Consider the following 17,166-nt stretch of genomic DNA (forward strand, 5'->3'; position numbering starts at 1 on the left):
TCCTTATCTTTAATCAAATAAATCGTCTTCCATAGCAGCTTCGATCTCGTCCAGGGCTTCCTTTACCTCACCTGCGGCCTGTCGAATTGCGTCCTTATCCTGTTTATCCAGCACAGCTTCAAATTGGCTCAGTAAAAAATCCAGCTCCCGCCGAAGGTCGCCGGTGGCCTCTTCATACAGCCGCTCTCCGCGAAACAAAAGCAGCTTGTTTTCCTCCTGATCCCGGGGATGGATCTTGAGATAATTGAGCTCTTCCATGCGCCTTTCCGCTTCCTCTTCTGTCAGCTGAGATCCTTCCTTTTGAATGATGATCTTCTTTTCCACCCCGGTGGAATTTACCTTCACTTTTACCTCAAGAATGGAATTAATGTCATAAGTATAGGTGACATCGATGGATTCTTCACCGGACTTTTTCGGCGGCACCGGCACTGTAATTTCTCCCAGAGACAGGTTATTCTTTGCCAGCCGGCTTTCGCCCTGAAGAATATCCACAGTAATTTTTCGCTGATAGTCGCTGGCCGTATATAAGGTGTCGGTCCGGCTGACGGGTATAACCGTGTTGCGTTCAATAATGGGGAGGAAATGGCCGCTCTCCAGCATTTCTCCCAAACGCTGAACTGCCACCGAGGTCCCCAGAGTAAAAGGGCATACTTCTGTCAGCACCACTTCACGGACCGCCTGGTTCCGCTCTTTCATGGCGCACTGAATGGCGGCCCCCACAGCGATGGCCTCGTCGGGGTTTACATCTGTGTTAGGGATACGTCCGAAAATACGCCCCACAAAATTGCGAATGATCGGCAGCTTGGTGGCACCTCCCACCAAAACAATCTCATCGATATCAGAAAGTCTTATATTGGCATCTTTCAAGCTTCTTTCAATGGGCTTTCGAATTCGAGCCAAAAGCAGCTGGCAGTTGCGTTCATACTCTTCCAGGGAAAATTCCCGCTCATAGGTTTCTTTGTTAAGCACGCATTTCATGGAAGAACGATCACTGTTGGCAAATCCCAGCTTGCAGGTTTCAGCCTGGCGGGTCAGATACACCTGCTCCTTCGGGCTCAGCAAAGTTTCATCAACGTCCCGTTCTCTCAGCATCATCCCGCAGAGAACCTTGGTAAAGTCCTCGCCGCCGATAAAATTGTCACCGGCGATGGCCCTCACCTCCATAATATTTCCATATCGCTCCAATATGGAAATATCAAAGGTACCGCCGCCCAAATCAAAGACTAGAAAACGGGTATGGTCCGCCCGGTGGTGAAGCCCATAGGCAATGGCGGCCGCTGTCGGTTCATTGATGATCCGTTCCACCTTCAGTCCCGCCAGTTCCCCGGCCCTCTTGGTGGCTTTTCGCTGTATATCGTTGAAATAAGCGGGAACACTGATGACTGCTTCTTCAACCGGCTGTCCCAGATAGCTCTCCGCGTCCTCTTTCAGCGCCCGCAGCACAAAAGACGATAGCTCTTCAGCGCGAAATTTTTGGTTTCCCATAACAAATTCTCTCTCTGTACCCATACTCCGCTTGAATAGGGATGCCGTCCGATCGGGAAAAGTGGACATCCGTTCCCGGGCTGTTTTTCCCACATATACAGTCCCCGATTCATCAAAGCTGACAATCGACGGGGTCAAACGATCTCCCAGGCGGTTGGGAATAATCACCGGTCCCTGATCGGTATAATATGCTGCTAACGAATTTGTAGTTCCTAAGTCAATTCCTATCTTCATATCCTCATATACTCCAAGTTTGCCGCTGCAGAGACCAAATCGCTGTCAGCAGGAGAAAAGCGCAGTCCTTCTTCATAGCAGCGCCTTGCACCCTCAAGGTCGCCCTCCAGCTCACATAAAAATCCCAGCTCATAAAGAGCGTCCGTGCAGCATCCATAGTTGCAATAGTCACATTTTCTTAATTCCAAGGCTTTTTTCAGCCAGCCCCGCGCGCTTTTATAGTCGCCCTGGGTTGCATACAGCGCTCCCCGAAGCTGATAAACCATGGGCAGACAATGGCTGAGAGTGCGTTCGCAATCGCCGGGCAGCTTTTCAAGTCCCCTGCGCGCAAACAAAGCCGCATCCTCCGGCTTACCCAGTTTGAGACTAGCCCTTGCGGCCCACAAGTCATAGTCAGCCTCCAAAAAGTCCGGCTCCAAATAATCGTGGTCCTTATCCAGCCCGGCGATGGCCTTAAAAAAGTATTTTAACGCCTTGCGGTACTTTCCTTTATAATATAATAGTTTTCCCGCTTCTTTCAAAGCCGCCGGCTCTCGCTTTCCCTCCGATTCATAAATAACCAAAGCATCGGCCGTCAATTTTTCATCGCGGAATATATGAGCCTTTTCCCATCTATAAAGAAAATCGGAAGTCTCCAGCCCCATTGCCCTTTTATAGGCTTCCAGCTTCTGCCTGGCGCTGATAAAATCGCCGGCAATCCGGCAGATTTCGATCTGCTTTCTTAGATATTTAGGTTCTTCTGTCCGCTCATAAATCTCCTGCAACATGTCCAGTGCGGCGTTCCAATCTCCCCTGCGGCATTGAAGATTGGCTGCGTTTTCATATGCTTCCTCGCAAAGCTCGTCCTGCTGCTCGCCTACATCGATGGCTTTCTTGTAATAGGACAACGCCTCATCTTCCTGACCCTTGAATTCTAAAATCACGCCCATATAATTATAGGTGTATTCCAGTTCCGGGTCCATAGCCGCCGCTTTGCAAAAATCCTCCCACGCTTCATCCAATCGATCCAGGCATGTATAAATCTGGCCTCTGCGCATATACGCGTATGCCGATTGGGTCTGCGCCAGCTGAAGGCCAGCATATTTCAGCGCCTGGTCCCATTGATCCAGTTCCCGATAGATTCCGTCTATCATTCCGCAGGTACCAATGCGGCCGGGTGCTGCTTTTCGGATCCGCTGATACAGCTCCAGCGCCTCCTGATACTTTTCGCAGTCCTGGGCAATCTCCGCTTTTAGTTCCAGCAGGGGCACATATTGCTCATCACAGGCCAGCCCCTGGTCGATCAGCTCCACCACTGGTGTAAAATCTTCATCTTCCCGGTCGTATTCCATTACAGCCAAATGGTGGTAAACCTCGGCCAAATTCTCCACATTGAAAACTACATCTCCTTCTTCGCCTTTTTCCGTTGTTTCGATGATCTTGTAATAAATTCGTCTCGCTTGAAGAAAATGCTCTTTTGCCTCTTCTATATAGCCCTTTAAAAAGTCCAGCTCACTTCCGCTGATCTCCTCGCTTTCCAAGTAGGTGACCACGTTCTTCGCCTCCTCCAGCTCGCCTGCCGCAACGAGAATCTTAATTTTATAAACATAGGAGGCCAGCTCATAAGGATAAAGATCCATCGACGCTTCGCAGTCGTCGAAGGCTTCACCGTAAAATTCCATGCGGTAAAACGCTTTGGCCCGCATTAAGTAGGATATATGGGAAGTCCGGTCCAGCTCAATGGATTTGCTCAGTGCCTCTACAGCCTCTTCAAAATTCCAGATATCGTAGAGGATCTGGCCTTTCTGCCGCCAGGCATCCGCATCGTCCGGCCTCTCCTCAAGCAGCTGATTCAGCAGCTTTAAGGCATTTTCTATCTCGCCCAGACTTTGATAGATGGAACTTTCCAGCTGAAGCACATACGGCAGCTGATCTTCTTTTTTCTTTTGATTCTCCTCTGTATCTTCCAAATCCAGCAAATACTGTTTCCAGTCCTTGATATAGGTCAGAGCCCTTTTTTCATCGCCGCTATAGAGGCAGGCCCTTCCAATCAAGCTGCTGAATTCGATTTTGTGGGATTCTTCCGGCTCCACATTATGAAAAAGTTCTAAAACCGTTTCGTATTCGCCATTCTGAAAATAGGACCACCCCAGCTCAAAGAGGATCTCCTGGCCGTTCTCACCTTCACTGCGCCGCTGGTTCAGCTGATCGATATAAAGATTGTTACACTCATGCAGCCACTCCTCGGCGCGCTGATTATAAGGGTCTTCCTGAAGAAGTCGGGACAAAATTTCATTGGCTTCTTTCAGCTTTCCCTTTTTTACATAACATCTTGCCAGTCCGTAACGCCCCCACCTGGAATGGGGCTCATCCTCCAAGGCCTGGATGTATGCCTTGCGGGCCTCTTCATATTCCTCCAAGAAAAAACAGATATCCCCCTGCATCAGCTTGACATCCGCCAGATACTCATATTGAGGCAGCAGCTGGTCAATCGTTTCTTTCGCCTGGTGGTACTTTTTCTCCTGGCAGCAAATTTTAGCCATTTCGATTTGATCGTAGGGAGAGCGGATTCCGGTCGCCTCCATTTGCTTTAAAAGTTCCCGGCTCTGCTGGGTATCGCCTTCACCAATACAGCTGCTGAGCCGGGAACAAAGCCGCAGATATTCTTCAAAGGGCAGACTATCATCGCCCTGCAAACTATCATAGGGCGGATATTCCTGCGCTTCCAGCGATTCCAGGATCGCCCCCTCCAAAAACGCCTGCGGAAATTCTTCCGCCAGTTCATCCATATTTTCTCTCAGGCCGAATGCCAGGTCGATCACCGCAACGACTGACTGGGGCAGAAAAAAATGATCCAGCATATATTCCAACAGAGCGTCCCTTGCGGAAGTCTTTGTATCTAAATTCTGGCAAACATCCGCCTGCAGCAGCGCTTCCCATTGCTCAGGATCAATCCTCTTTGAAAAATGGCGATACAGATGATCCACCTGGCGCATCCATCTGCCAACGGAGCTGTCATCCCACACTGGTTCCTGATCACCATCGGCCGTTTTTTCTTCGGGTTCATCCGCTGCTTTGAGAGCTTCTTCCAGAGCCTCCCGCAAAGCCATGAATGCTTCCGGATCGTCCTCCGGGTTGGCAGTTGTCAGTTTTTTGCGGTAGGCGGCTTGAATCTCTTCTTTCTTCTTTGTTTCCTGGATTCCCAGGGTATTCCATATATCCATGCTCAACTCCTAATATTGTCTTTGTCCTATTATCCAAATGATACCACATATAACAAAAACGAGCAAAGAAGAAAAACTCCTTTGCCCGCGTATTTATCACTTTCTCTAATCGACAAAAGCCTTGTAGATGGCCCGGATTGAGGTTTCCAGATCCTTATTTTCAACACCAACGATAATATTCATTTCGCTGGACCCCTGGTCGATCATACGGATGTTCACCCCTGCTTCCGCCAGCGCCGTGAACAGCTTTGCCGACACGCCTGGGCGGTCGGACATACCGTAGCCTACGGTAGCAACCAATGCCATATGCTCGGAGACATCTATAGTATCCGGCTTGAGCTGCTGCTGGAACTGCTCCAGAATTTCATCCAGCCGTCCGTCAATGGATTTGTCAGAAAGAACGACAGATACGGTATCGATCCCGCTGGGCAGGTGCTCCAAAGGGATGTCGAAATCTTCCAGAATTCCCGTCAATCTGCGGACAAAGCCTCGTTCATCACTGAGCATATTCTTGTACAGGGCGATAACGGTAAAGTCCTTGCTTCCTGCAATACCGGTGATAATCTGCCCGTCTTCAAGGGGACCTGCTTCGGCAGTAATGAGCGTGCCTTCATCTTCAGGGCGGTTGGTATTCCGAATATTGATGGGAATATCCGCCACTCTTGCCGGGTAGATGGCATCTTCGTGAAGAACCGATGCTCCCATATAGGAAAGCTCCCTTAGTTCTTTATAGGAAATGGTACTGATCGGTTTTGCCCCCTCTACAATCCGGGGATCCGCTACCAGAAAACCGGATACGTCGGTCCAATTTTCATATACTTCCGCCCCTACGGCTCTGGCCACCAGAGCACCGGTGATATCGGAGCCGCCCCTGCTGAAGGTCTTCACACTTCCATCAGGGCTGCAGCCGTAGAACCCGGGAATAACGGCCCGTTCATGCTTTGCCAGCTCGGCCTTGAGGGCCTGGTTGGTCTCTTCTGCCAGCATTTTTCCTTTGGCATTGAATCGAATCAGTCCCTGTGCATCCACAAAATCGTAACCCAGATACGCGGCGATGAGTATGGCGTTGAGATACTCGCCTCTGCTGGCGATATAATCGGATGTGGTCCCTTTTTCCAGGTTGGCTTTGATTTCATCCAGATATTTCTGGATATTTACCTCAACTTCCAGATTCACTTCCGTAACCTTATAGCGGTCGCAGACAACCTGAAACAACTGCTCGTAAGGCAGATTATGCTCGATGTGCGTCTTGCACAGATACAGCAAGTCTGTCACTTTTGTATCTCCGTCAAATCGCTTTCCCGGCGCCGAAACCACAATATATTTTCTGTCCGGGTCGGCCTCAATGATTTTCTTGGTCTTTCCGATCTGAATGGCGTCCGCCACCGAAGAACCGCCGAACTTTGCTACCTTTATGCCCATTTATATTCCTCCTGTTATTATTGTCTGGGAAGCACCGCTTTTCAAGCACGCACGGGATTCCCTTATATGTTTATAGTATGCCTGCGCTCTTTTTTAGCGCCTCTACCTTATCGGTCTTTTCCCAGGGCAAGTCGATATCGGTCCTGCCAAAGTGTCCGTAGGCAGCCAGCTGTCTGTAGATCGGCCTTCTCAGATTCAGGTCGCGGATAATTGCTGCCGGACGCAGGTCGAAGTGTTCTTCTACCAGCTGTGCCAGTTTTTCATCGGAAACCTTTCCGGTGCCAAAAGAATCGACCAGGATGGATACCGGCTTGGCGACGCCAATTGCATAGGCCAGCTGGATTTCGCACTTATCAGCAAGCCCTGCGGCAACCAGGTTCTTTGCTGCATATCTGGCGGCATAAGCGGCGGACCGGTCTACCTTTGTCGGATCTTTTCCGCTGAATGCGCCCCCGCCGTGGCGTGCATATCCGCCGTAAGTATCGACGATAATCTTTCTTCCGGTCAGCCCCGAATCCCCGTGGGGTCCTCCAATGACAAATTTGCCGGTAGGATTGACAAAATATTTTGTGTTCTCGTCAAGGAGCTCCTCCGGAATAATTGGTTTTATTACCTGCTGGATGATGTCCGCTTCAATCAGATCGTGGGTCACATCTGGGTCATGCTGGGAAGATACCAAGACTGTATCGATCCGCTTTACTTGATCGTCGTCATATTCCACGGTCACCTGGGTCTTTCCGTCCGGTCTCAGATAAGGCAGGAGTCCCGCCTTTCTAACCTCTGTCAGCCGTCTGGCCAGCTTATGGGCCATGGCGATGGGCATCGGCATCAGCTCCGGCGTTTCGCTGCAGGCAAATCCAAACATGAGACCCTGGTCTCCGGCACCGGTTTCCTCCGCCTCATCAGCCAAAATGCCTTCTTTGTATTCCAGGGCTTTATCCACGCCCATGGCGATATCCGGCGACTGATCGTCGATGGCGGTCAGTACTGCACATGTATTTCCGTCAAACCCATAATCGCTTTTGGTGTAGCCGATATCGCAGATCACTTTGCGGGCGATTTCCTGTATATCTATGTAACATTCGGTGGTGATTTCACCCATGATCATTGCGTAGCCGGTATTTACGGTCGTCTCCGCCGCCACGCGTCCGTAAGGATCCTCTTCGAAGATCGCATCTAAAATAGCATCGGAAATCTGGTCACAGATTTTATCCGGATGCCCTTCGGTCACTGATTCTGATGTAAAAAGTTTTTTCATTCACGTTCCTCCTCGTTTTGTCATAGAATCCTCATCTAGCGAAAAAACCTCTTCTTAAAGAAGAGGTTTGAGATTTTCGTTATCTTTCCTCATCTTTCAGAATAAACTATTCTGTAGGATTTAGCACCTTTTCTGTTTGTTGAGAAACATCTAGGTTGCCGGGCTTCATTGGGCCTATTCCCTCTGCCGCTCTTAATAAGGATATCTATATCATTTTTTAAAGAATCGGCAAAGCCGACTTAGTTATTACACTTTTATATTATATCGTTTTTAATTGGCTTGTCAATAGGTGCTATGCCTACTTGTAATTTTTATAAAATGGGTTATACTTTATGTATTATATTTAAAAGAGGTACCAATTTTGACCAAACCAAAATTCACAGTTATTGAGGGCGGATTAAGCGCCCCAAAAGAAACGCAGAAAAAATATTTCATGGGAGCTTATGTTACCGATACCCGGCTGATGGGCGTGATGGGGCTTTATATACACTGGCGGATCCCCGATCAGCCGCTGCCCCCGGACTTTCACCAATTCTTTTATCTGGATGCGGAAGAATTCGGGTTTGAGACATATAAGAGCATTACTGGAAATAATGTGGAGGAGATCGCTGCCATCGAGCAAGCCCTTATCGGCGGTCTTGGCGGCCGCAAAGTAGAGGTAACGGAACGGGAAGCCAGATATTTGCTGTGTGAATACGCCCGCTTCAATCAGCGCCACAACCTTTCACTTCCGGAAGGCCGGGAGGAATACGAATTTCTCATCGAGCATCCCACGGTCCTCAATCCAAACGAACAGAAGGTTCTCATCGAGAAGCAGTGCGACCGGATCGTTTCCAGCTATCAAACCATCAATTATTTTCTCATGCGCTGCTTTGGCCACGATTACGAAGCGGCATCCTGGCTGTCAGAAGGAGACTTTCCTCTGGATATTTACGGGGAGCATCCTGCGGCGACCTTGTGCAAAAACACCATCGATGAAGATGAGTTCGATTCCGGCACTTATTTGTGCGAATCTCTGATCGAATATAATGATCAGTATACCCTGCTGGTATCGGAATTGACGGTAAATAAAAACCGGGTTACTTCCTTTGAGAAATGCTCCGGCTTTCCCATCAGCCCGGCCGAGGCGGCAATGATGCTTTCCCGGCCTGAATTTGTCACGGTGTATGAAGTTCTCATGCCGCCCGATGATTTCAGCAGCAGCATGGGACAGATGGCCCACGGAACCATGATGACGCCCCACGAAAACGGCAAGCTGTTCCTCGCCTTCAACAACAATAACAACCACGTCAACAAGCGGGTATTCCGCCTCAGTGAAGATGTTTTTGGACTGTACTATATCACAGATTACGGTCAGTTGATCGTTTCCTCCTACAGTCTGAGCGGAATCCATGCTTTGGAGCGGGATTTACGAAAAAGCGTCCTCGCGCCGTATCTGATGGCAACGGCCAAATATGAGTTCAAAGAACCGATTCTCTATGAGTTTATCCAGAGTGATTTTGAGGACTTCAATGAATTCCTCGATTTTATTCGCAATGAATAAGCATGTCGTAGATCTTTTTGTTGATCTTCTTAACTGCTCCGCGGCTGATGTTGGAAACCACGGTAACGTGGGCGCATAGTGCGGGGCAGATCCAAAAGCTGGCGCGGAATCCATCATCCGTGCCTTCATGTCCGTAAATATCGTATTCTCCCTGGCGGCGCATAAACCAGCCAAGGCCCATACCTTCTCCGTTATTGGGCACAGTCGCATACCTTTTCCATAGCTTTTCATAAGTTTCTTTTTTGAAGAACTGTTTGCTCAGATGGGCCTTTGCCCACTTTGCCAGGTCGCAGATGTTGCTGGTCAATGTGGAGCTGGGGCCGTGCTGCCGGTTGTACGGATAATGCTTTTCCAGCACAATCTGTTTTTCCTGATTCTTGGTATGGGGCATAGCCATGCCTGCCTGGCTCAAGTCGCTCAATGCCAGGCTTCCCCCGGCCCGCTCAAAGGTCAAAAATGTGGAATCATTCATGCCCAAGGGCTCCAGAATATGTTTTTTCATGTACTCCTCGTAGGTCATGCTTGAGGTTTGGGCGATCACCAGTCCCAAAAGCTCATAGGCCATATTGCTGTAACGGAATTTATTCTCCTTGGGAGACCACAGCATGCGGGAGCCTTTTACTTCTTCACTGAGGGCATAATTCTTTAATGCCTGATCATCCAGCTTGGGATCATCCCAGTGATAATCTTCCACATCGGCCAGCCCGGATGTATGGGTGAGCATATGAAAGAGGGTGATTTCCCCATATCGTTCATCGTCTACGCACACATCGGGCAGCAAACGGCAAATCCGGCTGTCCAGGCTCAGCTTTTCCTGCTCGCATAGCTTCAGGATGCCCGCGGAAGTAAACAATTTTGACACCGACGCCATATGAAAAATCTGTTCCGGCAAAAGCGGCTGCCGGGTGGTCGCGTCCTTCACCCCCAGCGCTCTTTTATAGTTGAGCCCTTTTAAAGGCTCCGGGCCATTTTCGCCGATCTCTACGGAAATGGCCAGGCCCGGCAGGTCGTGGTAAAAAAGGGCTTCTTCCGCGTATTTATCCAGTTGTTTTATCATATTTTCCATTGCGCTTCTTTTTCTCCTTGGTTATAATTTATGGTATTAGTTGTTCCTTAGCTGGAACCATTATAACATAAAAGGTGAGGAGATAAATACATGCAATATCGTACATTTAACAAAACAGGAGAACAGGTTTCCCTCCTCGGCACCGGAACTATGCGGCTGCCGCTTTCCGAGGACGGCAAGGTGGACCGTCTGAAAGCGATTTCGATGATCCGCCGTTCCATCGATATGGGGGTCAACTATGTGGATACCGCCTATATGTACCACGACGGCGAAAGCGAAAAGATCGTCGGTGAGGCGCTGAAAGACGGGTATCGTGAAAAAGTTCTGCTGGCTGATAAAATGCCCGTTTGGCTGGCCAAGGATGAGGATGAGATGAAGGCGCTCTTTGAGGAGCAGTTCAAGCGCCTTCAGGTTGATGTGATCGACATGTATCTGGTCCACAACATCACGGTTCCTGTATGGAAGCGGGCGCAAAAATTCAAGCTTATGGATTTTTTAAAGGAGCAGCAGGAAAAAGGCAGAATCAAGCATATCGGCTTTTCCTTCCATGATGAATTATCTCTCTTTAAAGAAGTAATTGATGCGTATCCGTGGGATTTCTGTCAAATCCAGCTCAATTATATGGACAAGGATTTTCAGGCTGGCGAAGAAGGGCTGCGTTATGCGGCTGAGAAAAACATTCCCGTTGTGATCATGGAGCCGCTCAAGGGCGGTAAGCTGACCGATGCGCTGCCGCGGACCGTTCAGTCCCTGTGGGAGCAGGCTCCGATCAAGAGAACGCCGGCGGAATGGGCGTTTCGCTGGGTCGCCGATCATCCTGAGGTCATGGTCATTCTCAGCGGCATGAGTTCCAATGCTCAGCTGGAGGAAAACCTGCGCATCCTCTCTGATGCTCAGCCGTGCAGCCTGACGGATCAGGAGCGCGCTATCATCGATCAGGTTTCCGACGAGTACAACAAGCTGATCCAGTATTCCTGCACTGGCTGTAAATACTGCATGCCGTGTCCAAAAAAAATTGACATCCCGACCGCTATCAACTTTTATAACGAATGGTTTCTCTATGAAGGCAATCCTAAGATCAAGGACGACTATCCAACATGGCTCACGGAAGGCAGAAGACCCAGCGATTGCGTTGCCTGCAAAGCTTGCGAAGAACATTGTCCTCAGCACCTCCCCATTAGCGAAATCATGGAGAAAACTGCGGAAATTTTTGAATAGCAGCGAATTGGGGCCGGGCCGCTGCTCTGGTCCTGTAAGGCGAGGCTTCAGGGCGGGGCCGGAATGAATATAAGAAGCCGGGCTGCTGTGGGGCCCAGGCCGGAGGGCTGAGCCCGCCGGATGCTGCGGATTTTATCGCTAGAGTGCCCAAATTTTGCTTCCAGCGATGATTTTGACCATATTTAACGGATAATCCGGGCTAATCCGGGACAAAATCATCGTAAATCCACCAGTATCTCAACAGTAGCGATAAAGAATCATCGCTGAGCCGGCAAAAACAGCTCCATAACGATAATTTTCTATTCAAACCTGATTCCGACTGCTGTTTTTTTATGGAAGCACGGCCGATGGACCGGGTGAATGCTTTGCTGGCTTTGATGCCGCCCTTCGGGGCGGGCGCTGTCATTGGCATTAAGGAATCACATAAATGTATCCCAGCGGCCGTTCTTTGCTGCGCCAAGGCTTTCCGCAGTGAAAGACCGGGCCGCTTTTTTTTGGAGAAACGGTCCAGCCCGATTCAGAAACAGTCAGCGGCTCCGCCTGTTCGACCACTGCCACATGGGTCTCATAGCAAGCAATGGCACCCCGCTGCGGGCTGGCGCCGTAATCATACCAGCCTTCATCAATGTTTTTCTGCCACCACGTCCCTGCATCTCCGGTAAAAACATACGGCAGCTTGCCTCCCTTTATTTCACATACCCGCCCCCAGGCATACCAGGTACAGTTACCGGTTACATATCCGCTTTTTGTGCGATAGTAGGGCGCCAGTTTGGGATAAAAGGGATTTGTCTTTTGATTGTAATAGAAGTCCGATCCCTGCCTTCCTTTCACAGGCGCTTGGGTACGCATTTGCACCGCAGCCTGCTCCGGATTCTGGGATGCGATGCGATTGCAGAATATAAAAATTGTCAGGATCAGGAGAACTCCTGCGATCAGCCTTTGCTTCATAACTAACCTCTCTGCTGGTCCAATCTATGAAAATATTGGACTATTTAGAACTGATACCTGACAGAAAGTCTAATCCTGGGGGGGGAGTCTATTTCCTTGTCGCTGCCATTTCTGTGAAAAAAGGCGGGGGGATTGCCGGTCCGATTCCGATCGGGTTCTTTGATTTTCCCCAGCAAAAGAGGGCGCGCCCGGTTACGGCGCTGCCCTCTTTGTCTATATGCTCATGCAGTTTCCTATCTTATTTCTCTGCCAACATTTCTTTGGCAATCTTAACGATGTAATTCAGTGGATTTTTATCCGGGCAGACATATGCGCATCTCCCACACTCGGCACAGGTTTCCACTCCGGTCTTTTTCAATCCCTCCATGTCATTGGCCATAAAGGTCTTGTATATTTGTCCCGGGTCTAAATCAGCAGAGCAGTTATCCCGGCACACCCCGCAATCGCTGCATTCCAGTCTGACGTCCGCATCGCCATTCTGCGGAGATTTGTCAAAGACAAAGACAGCCATATTGTCCCTGCCCAGCGGAAGCTGATAGTTCTTTAAGAGGTGTGCTACATTATACCCACCTAAAAGAATTTCCTTAGGAAACTCGTTGTCTTCGCTGCAGTAAGCAACAATATCCTCGATCGTTGCTCCCAGCGGAGTAAGGAGATCCCTAGAAGCTGTCCGATCCTGATCGGTAACAGTAATCAGTTTGTGCGTAACCGGAATGCCCTCTTTGATATAGCGGCCCAAGGCTGAGAAGGAAACAACATTGGCGATCAAAATGCCCATATCCGTAGAAAGCATCCGGGCGTCCAGCAGCTCGCCCACGGTCTCGAATACCAAAAGCCGGTCTGAACCCGGCGGATAACTGTGCTGCAGTGGAACCACTTCGATATTGTCCAGTTCCTTTTCTTTCAGATACCACTTGAGGCAAGCCATGGAGTCTTTTCGGTTTTCAATTACCCCAATATAGCATTTTTGCAGCTGCAAGCACTTCATAGTCAAACAAATCATATCAATGATCGTCTCTGCGTCCTTTTTAATAATCGTTTGTTCTAAATTACCATATTCAATCCACTCGGCTGCATTTACCACCAAGGTGTCCAAATTGTCCAGTTCATCATTCTCAATCAACAGACAAGTTGCCAAGGTAATACCTTCGATACCTCGAATTCCGCAGCTGGCGATCGCCCGTAAAAAATCACTGCGATCTTTAATTTCTGGAGGTTGGAGTTGTTCCCATCTGGCCTGCTTACCGTCGGTTTTAATTTTCACGTATTCGCTTTCCATGGTGCCGTAATCATTATACATAATATAATCTTCGATATAACCTGAGACACTGGAGCGCAGCTCAGAGTGGTATCTGCCGCTGTAAGATACGATCGGCTGTCCAACCTTTACATATTCACCCTTTTCAGCCCGTACCGCTTCTCCGCTTCGAAAATCATGATCTACCTTAATATAAACATATTCAGGAGTCGGCATTACTTTAAAATCATTCTTTAAGCCTAACATAATATTCACCTTTCCCTTTCTCGATCTCTGTTATCCTCTCCCTCACCGAAAATTGTACAAAATCCTGTACAATTTTATTATAAATGATAGCAAAAGAAAATGCAATAGATTAATTCAGAATTTTCAAAAATTATAAATTTAACATTCTCAAATCCGGGAATTTTGCAGCACAAAAAGACGGCCAACGATCGGCCGTCTTTTATTGCATTGAATATGTAGCGCTTATACTACCTGCCTTGCAGCTCTTATTTTAAAGCGTCCAGAAGTTTCTGTTCGTCCAGCATATCCGCATATTCGGAATCCATTTCTCTGATTCCAGCCGGGAATTCATACTTAGCCAGTCTTTCTACGAATGGATCTGGATCAAAGTGTTCTGGTCCCCATGCACCAGCATCGCTCCAGATGCCTTTGGCGATCAGTTCCATCATGATAACTGGGCCTACTGCTGTCTGTGCTACTACAGAGTTGGTTGTATACTTCTTGATGCAATCCTGATTGTCTGCGATCTGATACAGGTAAATGGATCTGTATTTTCCGTCTTTCCAGCCTGTTACCCATGTTCCTGCGCAGCCTTTTCCAGTCATGGTCATAGTAGCGTCTACCGGGCTCGGGATTACTTTACAGATGAAATCTCTCGGTGTGATTTCGCTGTCGCCGACCTTGATCTTGGTCTTCTTGTCGGAGAGACCATATTCGAACAGAACCATCAGCTTCTTTCTGAAGTCAGCAGGTACGCCGTATTTGAACGTACATCTGTTACAATCGATTTCTCTCGGTACCAGCAGAACTTCTTCGTGCTCTACGTTGATTACTTCCACATCGCCGATTCCACCAGGGAAGTTAAAGATTTCAGGCTCGGAGAACTGCTCGGTACAGAACCAGTGGCCTTCCGGATGCTCTTCGTTCTTTTCCCAGATTACTGGCGGCTGCAGACATTCTTCGATGGTCGTCCATACGGAGAAACCGAAGTCGGAATCAGTATTTCCATAGTTGTCGCCGTCTCTTACATTTACTTCATCGATCTTATCAAACAGATGCTTTTCCGCATATTTAGCGAATACGTCCGCCATACCAGGTTCAACACCGGATCCGCATACCGCGATTTTACCGGAAGCTTCCCATTCCTTCTGCTTCGCGAACTGGTAATCGCCCAGCTTGATGTTCGCCAGCTCGTATGGCTTTTCCGGATGCTCAGTTCCCAGAGTCATCGCACAGTCCAGATATCCGATTCCTGCTTCCAGGCAAGTGTCGAAGATCGTTTCGTTCATTCTAGGATCGCAAGCGTTCATTGCGAAGTCGATATCGTGTTCTTTTACTACCGATTTAATGCTTTCTGCATCCATAGCATTGATCTGAGCCGGAACGAATTTTCCGCCGCCGCAAATCTCATTGGCAACTTTCTTCGCTCTTTCGAAATCGTAGTCAGCTACTACAACTTTTTCTGCCCAGTCGCCTTCTGCACCTCTGCGTTCAATGATCTTTGCCGCTGATGTTCCTACGCCGCCTGCTCCGATAATAAGTAATTTCATCTTCCTACCTCCAAACATATTCTTAAAACATAAAACCATGTCTTAAATTTGATAGGTCAATCTTACCAGAGATATCTGAAAATTTCAACAATGCATTTGCTATAAAAAAATACTTATTTGCTGTTATTTTTTGTCCACCAATAACAATTCTGCACTGAATCCTTTGAGCGTTGTTCTCAGGCTTAATGTGTCAGAACTGGTGAATTCTCCGAACTCAATGACCGGCATGGATGTCCACTGGCTGATAATTTCCTCCCTTCGGCTAAAAGTTCCATGGGGCCTTATAACGTCCTCAAGGTCTGAAATCACTTTATCGCGGAAGGTTTTATACCTGGAAATTTTAAATTCACCGGAAAGGCCCGAGCAGCGTACCAGAAATTCGATTTCTTCATCGTATTTTTTTATAATATCCAAAGTCGTCTCTTTGCTGGTCGTATTTTTTAAGTCCGCTTCCACGGCTTCACTGAAATTATATACTAATATGCTTAAATTGCTCAGCGGTCCCGGGTATTTGGAGGCTGTGGTAATGATGTAGTTCTTCCCGGATGCGACCACCGTCTCTCCTAGACTTTTCAGCAGTTCGTAAGGTCCTGCCGCCGGTTTCATATTATCCCGTTCCATTAATTCTTTCAGCTCAAGGGATTTTGACCGATATCCCATGTAGTCGTCGTGGATGTTCACATCAACGATAATCGGTTTTGCTTTCTGCTTATTAATATAGTCGGTGTAAACGCCCTTTACCTGCTGGCGGATCGCCTCTTCAATCTCTGCCGGCGTACTTCTGGTATATTGGGCGTGGGTCTCCCGGCTGATGACCTTGCCGGTAAACAACTTTCTATATTCCAGCGGATGCATTCCGTACCAAGTTTCAAAATGCTTGATATAATAGCGGACCGCCGAGAATCCGGTTTCTTCGGCAATAGCTCCAATTTTCTTGTTGGTACCCAGGAGCAGTTTTTCTGATTCCTCCACGCGGATAAAGCTGAGTAAATCTTGAAAACTGAGGCCGGTGGCCTCTTTGATTACATGGGACAAATAATAAATGCTCAAATGCTCCCGATTGGCGATTTCGTTCAGAGTCAGCTTGCGTGAATAGTTGTCGTACATGTAATCGGTGATCCTGGCAAGACGCCCGGCCAGAATTTTATTTCCTTTGTTCTTGGCTTCGTTGACAAATTTGCCGTCCTCCATAACAAAATATTGAAAATCGGACATGAGGCAGGCGATAAGGTTGTGGGTGCTTTCAATTACCTTGTGTTCATAACCGTATCCTTTCTGCAGAATCTCCATCATGATTCTGGCAAGAATGTTTCGCAGAATTTCAAGGCTTTCGTCGCTGTCATCCTCCATATCGGTAACAAAGAAATTATTCCGCAGGTTATCATAGTATTTGGAGAAGTATGCCAGATCCAGCTGGAGCATCATCACCATATTTTTTTCGCCGGTATTGGCAAAGCTGTGCATCTCTCTGTCATTAAGGATAAAAATGTCACCCTGTTTAAGGGTATACGTGTAGTAGCCGTTACGGAGCACCACGCTGCCCTCCAGGACGTATACCACTTCCATATCATCGTGAAAGTGGATCGGATATTCTTCAATATTGGCGACCACCACGCTAACGGGTAATTCATCCTTGTAAATGTTTTTTTCTTTTAACAACCCTTTATCCTCCTTGTTCTTCAAAAAATTTTTCTTTTGCTTTTCATCCGCATTATGTAAACCTACGTCCTCCCTATGGGGAAACGGTTTTCAACAA

Annotated in this window: 11 protein-coding genes and 1 riboswitch; of the genes, 2 read left to right on the top strand and 9 right to left on the bottom strand. The window is 48.1% G+C overall.

Translation table 11 applies throughout. The features are described from left to right. Positions 1-9: 9 nt before the first annotated feature. From LG211_RS16225 to metK, 4 genes are all read right to left on the bottom strand, one after another. Positions 10-1,719, bottom strand: a complete 1,710-nt coding sequence (locus LG211_RS16225) for a molecular chaperone HscC (protein WP_269478003.1) — start codon at positions 1,717-1,719, stop codon at positions 10-12. Beyond that, positions 1,716-4,922, bottom strand: a complete 3,207-nt coding sequence (locus LG211_RS16230) for a tetratricopeptide repeat protein (RefSeq protein WP_269478004.1) — start codon at positions 4,920-4,922, stop codon at positions 1,716-1,718. Before LG211_RS16230 ends, LG211_RS16225 begins: the two co-directional genes overlap by 4 nt. Positions 4,923-5,027: 105 nt before the next feature. Beyond that, positions 5,028-6,344 (bottom strand): aspartate kinase, encoded by a 1,317-nt coding sequence (locus tag LG211_RS16235; protein WP_148396857.1) that lies wholly within the window; start codon positions 6,342-6,344, stop codon positions 5,028-5,030. 70 nt (positions 6,345-6,414) lie between these two features. Then, positions 6,415-7,602 (bottom strand): methionine adenosyltransferase, encoded by a 1,188-nt coding sequence (gene metK, locus LG211_RS16240; protein ID WP_148396858.1) that lies wholly within the window; start codon positions 7,600-7,602, stop codon positions 6,415-6,417. 86 nt (positions 7,603-7,688) lie between these two features. Further along, positions 7,689-7,804, bottom strand: a riboswitch (SAM riboswitch). Positions 7,805-7,963: 159 nt separating this feature from the next. On the opposite strand from metK, the gene LG211_RS16245 reads away from it, so the two are divergent. Next, entirely contained in the window at positions 7,964-9,145 is a 1,182-nt protein-coding gene (locus LG211_RS16245) for a hypothetical protein (RefSeq protein ID WP_148396859.1), read from the top strand. Here the strand turns inward: LG211_RS16245 and LG211_RS16250 are convergent. Further along, positions 9,129-10,211 carry a serine hydrolase domain-containing protein gene (locus LG211_RS16250; RefSeq protein WP_148396860.1) on the bottom strand — a complete coding sequence of 361 codons (1,083 nt, stop codon included), beginning with the start codon at positions 10,209-10,211 and terminating at the stop codon, positions 9,129-9,131. The genes LG211_RS16245 and LG211_RS16250 overlap by 17 nt on opposite strands. 90 nt (positions 10,212-10,301) lie before the next feature. Between LG211_RS16250 and LG211_RS16255 the strand changes: the two genes are divergently transcribed. Continuing rightward, positions 10,302-11,429 (top strand): aldo/keto reductase, encoded by a 1,128-nt coding sequence (locus LG211_RS16255; protein ID WP_269478005.1) that lies wholly within the window; start codon positions 10,302-10,304, stop codon positions 11,427-11,429. Between the two features lie 411 nt (positions 11,430-11,840). Here the strand turns inward: LG211_RS16255 and LG211_RS16260 are convergent, their stop codons facing one another. From LG211_RS16260 to LG211_RS16275, 4 genes are all read right to left on the bottom strand, one after another. Continuing rightward, positions 11,841-12,377 (bottom strand): CHAP domain-containing protein, encoded by a 537-nt coding sequence (locus tag LG211_RS16260; RefSeq protein WP_148396862.1) that lies wholly within the window; start codon positions 12,375-12,377, stop codon positions 11,841-11,843. 238 nt (positions 12,378-12,615) lie between these two features. Continuing rightward, complete coding sequence (locus LG211_RS16265; protein WP_148396863.1) at positions 12,616-13,881, bottom strand: 4Fe-4S dicluster domain-containing protein; 1,266 nt, start codon at positions 13,879-13,881, stop codon at positions 12,616-12,618. 245 nt (positions 13,882-14,126) lie between these two features. Continuing rightward, positions 14,127-15,410 (bottom strand): saccharopine dehydrogenase family protein, encoded by a 1,284-nt coding sequence (locus LG211_RS16270; protein WP_148396864.1) that lies wholly within the window; start codon positions 15,408-15,410, stop codon positions 14,127-14,129. A gap of 123 nt (positions 15,411-15,533) precedes the next feature. Next, the gene (locus tag LG211_RS16275) at positions 15,534-17,069 is read right to left on the bottom strand and encodes a helix-turn-helix domain-containing protein (RefSeq protein ID WP_148396865.1); all 1,536 of its coding nucleotides are present in this window, start codon (positions 17,067-17,069) and stop codon (positions 15,534-15,536) included. Positions 17,070-17,166 lie beyond the last annotated feature (97 nt).

The sequence above is a fragment of the Hominibacterium faecale genome (assembly GCF_020734085.1).
GTDB lineage: Bacteria > Bacillota > Clostridia > Peptostreptococcales > Anaerovoracaceae > Hominibacterium > Hominibacterium faecale.